This window comes from Brevundimonas sp. (assembly GCF_036405315.1).
In the GTDB taxonomy this organism is placed as follows: domain Bacteria; phylum Pseudomonadota; class Alphaproteobacteria; order Caulobacterales; family Caulobacteraceae; genus Brevundimonas.
In genome coordinates, this window is sequence record NZ_DASWXW010000113.1 from 1 (window position 1) to 7,824 (window position 7,824).

Sequence of the window (7,824 nt, forward strand, 5' to 3'; positions counted from 1 at the left end):
CGGCATCATCTGGCCGGACTCGGTCGCCCCGTTCGACGTGGTGGTGATCAACCTGCGCGCCAGCGACGAAGCCGTCTCGGCCGCCTGTGAAGAGGCCGTGGCCAAGCTGGAAGCCCTGGGCAAGGACGTCCTCTACGACGACACGGACGAGCGTCCGGGCGGCAAGTTCGCCACGGCCGACCTGATCGGCGTGCCGTGGCAACTGACCATCGGGCCCAAGGGCCTGGCCGACGGCGTGGTCGAACTGAAACGCCGCGCCACCGGCGAGAAGCAAACCCTGTCGCTGGACGCCGCCCTGGAGTTGCTGACGCAATGACCGACGCCGCGACGGCCGCCGCGCCGCCCGCCGTGAAACCCGCCGGTCCCTTCTCCGCCTGGGAGATCGGACTGGCCCTTCGCTACCTTCGCGCCAAGCGCAAGGAAGGCGGGGTCGCCCTGATCGCCATCATCAGCTTCATCGGCATCATGCTGGCCGTGGCGGTGCTGATCAGCGTGATGAGCATCATGGCCGGTTTCCGCAGCGAACTGCTGGGGCGGATGCTGTCGTTCAACGGGCATATGTATGTCCAGGGTCCGGTGCTGACCTCGCCTGATCGCGAGGCGGCGCTGAAGCGCATTTCCGACGTGCCAGGCGTGGTCTCGGTGTCGCCGCTGACGGAATCCCCCGCCATGTTCCGCGCAGGCGGTCAGATGACCGGCGGCGTCGTGCGGGGCGTGCGTCCGCAAGACCTGGTCTCGACCAAGTTCGTCTATGACAGCCTGACGCCCGAGATGCGCGACGCCTTCGGGCGCGGCGAATATGGCGGCGACAACATCCTGATCGGCAAGGCTCTGGCTGACCAGATGGGGCTCAGCGTCGGCAGCGCCCTGTCCATCTATTCGCCGACCGGCGCCGACAGTGCGTTCGGCAACCTCGGCGGTCTGGAAAAGACCTATCGCGTCGGCGGCATCTTCAGTTCCGGCACGGCCGACTACGACCGCGCCTTCATCTTCATGCCGCTGGAACAGGCCCAGCTCTTCTTCGGCAAGGAAGGCGTTTGGGACGTCATCGAGATGAAGGTGGCCGAGCCCGATCAGGTCGAAAGCCTGTTGACCCCGGTGCAGCAGGCCGCCGGTCCCGGCAGCATCGTCAGCGACTGGCGCACCCGCCTGGCCGCCTTCTGGGGTGCGCTGAAGGTCGAGCGTGTGGCCATGAGCATCATCCTGGGGCTGGTCGTCGCCATCGCCGCCATGAACATCATCAGCGGCATCGTCATGCTGGTGAAGAACAAGACCCGCGACATCGCCATCCTGCGCACCGTGGGCGCCAGCCCCTCGTCGATCCTGCGCATCTTCTTCGTGTCGGGCGCGGCCATCGGTATCGGCGGCACCATCGCTGGCCTGATCCTGGGTCTGCTGTTCTGCCTGAACATCGGCGCGATCCAGCACTTCCTCGAAGCCCTGCTGGGGGTCCAACTGTTCAACGCCGACGTCTATATGCTGGACGCCATCCCGGCCCTGGTCGACCCGTGGGACGTGACCTGGGTCGCGCTCTTCTCCTTCTTCATGAGCTGCCTCGCCAGCCTGCCGCCGTCGTGGAACGCGTCGCGGATCGACCCGGTGGAGGCCCTGCGCTTTGAATAGTCCGCTGAACAAGACGCCGACGCTGCGCCTTCGCGGGATCACCCGCACCTATCCGACCGCCTCGGGCGGGCTGACGGTGCTGAAGGGCGTCGACCTGGACATCATGCCGGGCGAAGTCGTCGGCCTGATCGGGCCTTCCGGCTCGGGCAAGTCGAGCCTGCTGCATGCCGCCGGCCTGCTGGAGCGTCCGAGCAGCGGTCAGGTCATGATCGACGGCGAGGACGTCGGCGGTCTGGACGAGCGGGCGCGCACGCGTCTGCGCCTGTCGCGGATCGGTTTCGTCTATCAATTCCACCACCTGCTGCCGGAATTTGATGCGCGGGACAACGTCGCCCTGCCGATGCGCATCGCCGGTCATTCCGAGGTCGAGGCCCGTCGTCGGGCCGAGGTCCTGCTGACCAGCCTGGGTCTGGGCGAGCGTTTCACCCACCAACCGGCCCAGTTGTCGGGCGGCGAGCAGCAGCGCGTCGCCATCGCCCGCTCGCTGGCCAACAACCCGCGCCAGTTGCTGGCCGACGAGCCCACCGGCAACCTCGACCCGACGAACAGCCATGCGGTGTTCGAGGCCCTGCGTGAACTGGCCAAGACCACGGGCGTCGCCGCCCTGATCGCCACCCACAATATGGAGCTGGCCGGTCACATGGACCGCGTCTTCGCCCTGAAGGACGGCCATCTGGAAGAGCGCGCGGCCGAGGCCCAAGCCTACTGATCTGACCTGCTGATCAGGGCCTGCTAGCCGACGGCGGCCGCGCCCCACAGGGCGCGCAGGCGCGCGCTGCGCCCGCAGCCGATGCGGTAAGCTTCGTACCGGGCCGGGTGTCGGCGGGCGAAGTCCTGATGTTCGGCGCCGGCGGGCCAGAAGCGCATGGCGGGATAGACGGGCGTGATGAAGCCTGACCCCCAGCGCCCCAGTGCGGCTTGGGCGGCGGCGCGCGACGCCAGCGCAGTCGCGGTCTGGGCCTCGGTCGCATAGACCGCCGCGACATAGGACGGCCCCTGATCACAGACCTGTCCGGCGGGATCGGTCGGGTCGATGGTGCGCCAGTAGCGATCGACCAGGGTGCGATAGCTGACCACGGCGGGATCAAACGTAACCATCACCGCCTCGCGATAGCCGGTCCCGCCTCGGATCACCTGCTCATAGGTCGGGTTGGGCCGCGTGCCGCCGACGAAGCCCGACACCGCCGAGCGCACGCCGGGCAGGCCGTCGAACGCCTTTTCGCTGGACCAGAAACAGCCGCCGGCGAAGACCGCCGTCTGATAGCCCGCCGGGGCCGGTTCCAGCGGCGCGGCCTTCACCGGCGTTTCGCCCGGCGAGCAGGCCGCAAGCGCCAGGACAATCATGGGCGGCAGACGCGACATGGCAGGCTCCCGGTCATTCTCCGCAAGGATACGCGCGATATGGGAAGACGGATGGCTTTGCGCACCGGGCGCTTGCAACGAGAACAAAGCGGGAATATAGAACGTTTCAGGAACACGCTAACTGGGGATAAGCCGATGTCGCGTTGGGTGAGGGATATGCTGTCGCTTGCGTCGTGCGGCGGCTTCGTCTGGATGATCTGGCAGGCGTCTTTCCTGGTGACGTGATCGCCGCATCGACTCCCTGCATGATCGAGGTCCGGCCGCGCGGCGGCCGGATGTGAGAGATCCCGGCGGCCGGGATCAGCGGAGTGGATTTTGGCGGATACGACGAACAGTCAGGGTTTTGTCCATCTGCGGGTCCGAAGCGCCTATTCCCTGCTGGAAGGGGCGATCAAGGCCGGCAAGATCGGCAAGATGGCCGCAGACGCTGGAATGCCGGCCGTCGCCGTGGCTGACCGCGCCAACCTGTTCGGCGCCCTGGAATTCAGCCAGACCGCCAAGGACGCGGGCGTCCAGCCCATCGTCGCCTGCGCCCTGCCGGTGCTGGGCATCGGCGGTCAGATCTCAGAACGCTGGGCCAAGACGCCGACCGTGGTGCTTCTTGTCCAGAACGAGCAGGGCTGGCTGAACCTTTGCGCTCTGTCCTCCGCCGCCTATCTCGACGCTGGCGAGATGTCCGAGCCGGGCGTGCCCTGGGGACAGGTTGTGGATAAGTCCGAAGGCCTGATCCTGCTTTCGGGCGGTCCCGACGGCCCGATCGATCCCCTATTCGTCCAGAACAAGCGCGAAGATGCGCTATCTTCTCTCGCAGAGATGAAGCGCGTTTTCGGCGACCGTTTCTATGTCGAGCTGCAACGCCACGGCCTGCCGCAGGAGCCGGTCGCGGAGGCAGGGCTGGTCGAATGGGCCTACGCCCATGACGTGCCCTTGGTCGCCACCAACGACGTCTATTACGCCAAGGCGGCCCAGGCGAAGTCGCACGACGCCCTGCTGTGCATCTCCGACGGCGCCTTCACCGGTCAGGAAGACCGGCGTCGCATCACCGGCGAGCACTGGTTCAAGACGGCCGAGGCCATGCGGACCCTGTTCGCGGACCTGCCCGAGGCCTGCGACAACACCATCGACATCGCCCGTCGCTGCGCCTTCCTGGTGCCGACGCGGGCGCCGATCCTGCCGCGCTTCGATACGGGCGCGGGCCGCTCCGAGCCGGACGAACTGGCGCACCAGGCGCGCGAGGGGCTGAAGGCCCGCCTGCAACAGGTTACGCCCGCCGCGCCCGAGGAGGAGTACTGGACCCGCCTCGAGTGGGAGGTCGGGATCATTCAGCAGATGGGCTTCCCCGGCTACTTCCTGATCGTGGCCGACTTCATCAAGTGGGCCAAGCTGCACGGGATTCCCGTGGGGCCGGGGCGGGGCTCCGGCGCCGGGTCTCTGGTGGCCTGGTCGCTGACCATCACCGACCTGGACCCCTTGCGGTTCGGCCTGCTGTTCGAGCGGTTCCTGAACCCCGAACGCGTCTCCATGCCCGACTTCGACATCGACTTCTGCCAGGAGCGGCGGGAAGAGGTGATCGACTATGTGCAGGACCATTACGGCAAGGACCGAGTGGCCCAGATCATCACCTTCGGCACCTTGCAGGCGCGGGCCGTGCTGCGCGACGTCGGGCGGGTGCTGCAGATGCCGTTGGGCCAGGTGGACCGGCTCTGCAAGATGGTGCCGAACAACCCGGCCAACCCCGTGACCCTGGCCCAGGCCATCGATCTGGAGCCGCGTCTGAAGGAGGCGCGTGACGCCGAGCCTGCGGTCAAGACCCTGCTGGAAACGGCGCTGGAGCTGGAGGGGCTGTACCGTAACGCCTCGACTCACGCCGCCGGCATCGTCATCGGCGACCGGCCGCTGACCCAGCTGGTGCCGCTTTATCAGGACCCTCGCTCCACCATTCCCGCCAGCCAGTTCAACATGAAGTGGGTCGAGCCGGCGGGTCTGGTGAAGTTCGACTTCCTGGGCCTGAAGACCCTGACGGTGCTGGACCGGGCGCGGGAGTATCTGGAACGGCGCGGCGCGGCGCCGGAATGGAACCTGCTGCCGTTGGACGACCCCAAGACCTATGAGCTGATGGCCTCGGGCCAGACGGTCGGGGTCTTCCAGCTGGAATCCCAGGGCATGCGCGACACCCTGCGAAAGATGCGCTGCGGCTCCATTGAGGAAATCACCGCCCTGATCTCCCTCTACCGGCCGGGGCCGATGGAGATGATCGACACCTATATCGACCGGAAATTCGGCCGGGCCGAGGTGGACTACCTGCACCCCAGCCTGAAGGAGGTGCTGACCGAGACCTATGGCGTCATCATCTACCAGGAACAGGTGATGAAGATCGCCCAGATTCTGGCTGGCTACAGCCTGGGCGAAGCCGACCTGCTGCGCCGGGCCATGGGCAAGAAGAAGAAGGAGGAGATGGACTTCCAGCGCCTCCGCTTCGTCAAGGGCGCGTCCGAGAAATCCGTGCCAGAGGCCCAGTCCGGCTCCATCTTCGATCTGGTGGCCAAGTTCGCGGGCTATGGCTTCAACAAGTCGCACGCGGCGGCCTATGCCCTGATCTCGTTCCAGACGGGCTGGCTGAAGGCCAATCATCCAGTCGAGTTCTTCGCCGCCTCGATGAGCCTCGACCTGTCGAACACCGACAAGCTGGCGGTCTTCTATCAGGACTGCCGCCGGTTCGAGGTGCCTGTCCTGGCCCCCGACATCAACCGCTCGTCGGCGGACTTCGACGTCGCGTGGAAGGACGGGCAGGGCAGCGTCCTTTACGCCCTGGGCGCCATCCGCAACGTGGGCCTGGAGGCTATGAAGCACGTCGTCGAGGTGCGCGAGGCGGGCGGGCCTTTCGCCGACATCTTCGACTTCCTGGAGCGGGTTGATCCCAAGGCGGTCAACAAGCGGGCGCTGGAAGGCCTGGCCAAGGCGGGCGCCTTCGACAGCCTGAACCCCAATCGTCGCCAGTTGTTCGAGCAGGCCGATACCCTGATCGCCTATTGCCAGAGCGTCGCCGCCGAGCGCGCTTCGTCGCAGGTCAGCCTGTTCGGAGCGGATCAGGCGGGGGCCGCGCGGCCGCGCCTGAAGAGCGTCGAGCCCTGGGCCGGCCCTGACAAGCTGGATCAGGAACTGTCCGCCGTCGGCTTCTATCTGTCGGGCCACCCGCTGGAGGACCTGACGCCGGCCCTGAAACGCAAGCGCGTGACCTTCGTGGCCGAGGCGCAGGGCCTGGCCGAGGCGGGGCACGAGGCCTTCATGATGGCCGGCGTCGTGCGTCGTCGTCAGGAGCGGGCCAGCGCCAAGAGCGGCGAGAAGTTCGCCTTCGTCACCTTCTCGGACCCGACGGGTGAGTTCGAATGCCTGTTCCCGCCGGAACAGTTGCGTCGCTGCCGCGACATCCTCGAGGTGGGGACCTCGGTTCTGGTGAAGGTGCGCGCCAAGTCTGCGGACGGCGAGGTGCGCTTCTTCGGCGACGACGCCAATCGCATGGACGTCCTGCTGGATGACGCCCAGATCGGGCTGCGGATCGTGTTGTCGGCGCAATCGGCCGACGCCGAGGCGCTGAAGGCGCGACTGGATCGTTCGAGGGCGCAGGGCAAGGGCGGCGAGGTCTGGTTGCAGGCGACGCTGGGCGGCCGCACCGAGGTCGAGATCAAGCTGCCGGGGCGTTACCGACTGGACGCGGCCCTGCGCGGAGCGTTGAAATCGGCGCCGGGCGTGGTGATGCTGGAGGACGCCTGATGATCGAGGGGGCGGCCATGAAGAATGCGCGCGGGACTTTTGACGTGGTCATCACTCCGGTTCAGCCGACGGAGAGCGCGGCGTCGGACGCGCCCGGCCGGATGCTGCTGGCCAAGACCTTTCACGGCGACCTGACTGGAACCGCCGCCGGAGAGATGCTGGCGGTCATGAGTCCCGAGCGGTCGGGCGCCTATGTCGCCCTGGACCGGGTGCGCGGCGTCGTCGATGGCCGAGAGGGGGCGTTCACCCTGGTGCATCGGGGTCTGATGGACCGGGGCGCGCAGGAACTGCTGATCACCATCGTGCCGGGTTCCGGGGCAGGGGAGCTGGCCGGGATCGCAGGAGTCTTCCACCTTACGATCACCAACGGCGTTCATCACTACGATCTGGAATACAGCTTGCCGAAATCCTGAGGGAGGGATGGATCATGAGCGTGCACAAGGGGTCCTGCCACTGCGGCGCGGTGGCCTATGAGGTCGAGGTCGGGCTGGAGGGCCTGATCGAATGCAACTGCTCGCATTGTTATCGAAAAGGCTTCGTCCTGGCCTTCGCCCCGCGCTCGGCGTTTCGGCTGACGGCGGGCGAGGAGGCGACGACCTCTTACTTCTTCAATCACCACAAGATCGACCATCGCTTCTGCAGGACCTGCGGCGTTCAGCCCTTCGGCTACGGCGTGGCGCCGGACGGGTCCGAGGTGGCGGCGATCAATGTGCGGACCCTGACGGACGTCGAGCCCTGGGACTGGAGCGCCAAGCGGGTGGACGGGCGCAGCTTCTGACTGATTGGCTTGCCTTTTCCGAACAATAGGCCTAGAGAGCGCGCGCACTTCGCACGTGGGCGTGGCGCGGTCCGGGGAGACATCCCGGCCTGCACCGTTCCGAGGGACCGCAGGTCCTTTTAATCGCTCACGCTAGGTTTGATCGGAAGAAGGATACAACGATCATGGCTCTGCCTGAATTCTCGATGCGTACGCTGCTGGAAGCCGGCGCTCACTTCGGCCACCAGACGCACCGCTGGAACCCGAAGATGGACCGCTACATCTTCGGCTCGCGCTCGAACATCCACATC

The 7,824-nt window shown here is 66.7% G+C and carries 8 protein-coding genes; 7 read left to right on the plus strand and 1 reads right to left on the minus strand.

All coding sequences use genetic code 11. The features are described 5' to 3' along the window. The 3 genes from VGE49_RS06705 to VGE49_RS06715 form a co-directional block, all read left to right on the plus strand. A partial coding sequence (locus tag VGE49_RS06705) for a His/Gly/Thr/Pro-type tRNA ligase C-terminal domain-containing protein (RefSeq protein ID WP_331033786.1) occupies window positions 1-316 on the plus strand: 316 nt, incomplete at its 5' end. Further along, window positions 313-1,623, plus strand: coding sequence for a lipoprotein-releasing ABC transporter permease subunit (locus VGE49_RS06710; protein ID WP_331033787.1), 1,311 nt, complete (start codon window positions 313-315; stop codon window positions 1,621-1,623). The genes VGE49_RS06705 and VGE49_RS06710, both read left to right, overlap by 4 nt. Beyond that, a complete protein-coding gene (locus VGE49_RS06715; protein ID WP_331033788.1) occupies window positions 1,616-2,332 on the plus strand; it encodes an ABC transporter ATP-binding protein in 717 nt (238 codons plus the stop codon). Before VGE49_RS06710 ends, VGE49_RS06715 begins: the two co-directional genes overlap by 8 nt. A gap of 23 nt (window positions 2,333-2,355) precedes the next feature. On the opposite strand, the gene msrA is transcribed toward VGE49_RS06715, so the two are convergent. Further along, window positions 2,356-2,985 (minus strand): peptide-methionine (S)-S-oxide reductase MsrA, encoded by a 630-nt coding sequence (msrA, locus tag VGE49_RS06720; RefSeq protein ID WP_331033789.1) that lies wholly within the window; start codon window positions 2,983-2,985, stop codon window positions 2,356-2,358. 315 nt (window positions 2,986-3,300) lie between these two features. Here msrA and dnaE point away from each other — a divergent pair, with 315 nt between their 5' ends. From dnaE to VGE49_RS06740, 4 genes are all read left to right on the plus strand, one after another. Then, entirely contained in the window at window positions 3,301-6,756 is a 3,456-nt protein-coding gene (gene dnaE / locus VGE49_RS06725) for a DNA polymerase III subunit alpha (RefSeq protein ID WP_331033790.1), read from the plus strand. Continuing rightward, window positions 6,756-7,169 (plus strand): DUF3224 domain-containing protein, encoded by a 414-nt coding sequence (locus VGE49_RS06730; protein ID WP_331033791.1) that lies wholly within the window; start codon window positions 6,756-6,758, stop codon window positions 7,167-7,169. The genes dnaE and VGE49_RS06730 overlap by 1 nt, the downstream gene beginning before the upstream one ends. A 14-nt stretch (window positions 7,170-7,183) precedes the next feature. After that, a complete protein-coding gene (locus VGE49_RS06735) occupies window positions 7,184-7,534 on the plus strand; it encodes a GFA family protein (protein WP_331033792.1) in 351 nt (116 codons plus the stop codon). A gap of 164 nt (window positions 7,535-7,698) precedes the next feature. Next, on the plus strand, window positions 7,699-7,824 hold a 126-nt coding region (locus tag VGE49_RS06740; RefSeq protein ID WP_331033793.1), incomplete at its 3' end, for a 30S ribosomal protein S2.

Bases quoted from the DNA above. Each gene is read 5' to 3' on its own strand.
- msrA (WP_331033789.1), bottom strand. From the start codon at position 2,985: ATGTCGCGTCTGCCGCCCATGATTGTCCTGGCGCTTGCGGCCTGCTCG.
- VGE49_RS06735 (WP_331033792.1), top strand. From the start codon at position 7,184: ATGAGCGTGCACAAGGGGTCCTGCCACTGCGGCGCGGTGGCCTATGAG.
- VGE49_RS06710 (WP_331033787.1), top strand. From the start codon at position 313: ATGACCGACGCCGCGACGGCCGCCGCGCCGCCCGCCGTGAAACCCGCC.
- VGE49_RS06730 (WP_331033791.1), top strand. From the start codon at position 6,756: ATGATCGAGGGGGCGGCCATGAAGAATGCGCGCGGGACTTTTGACGTG.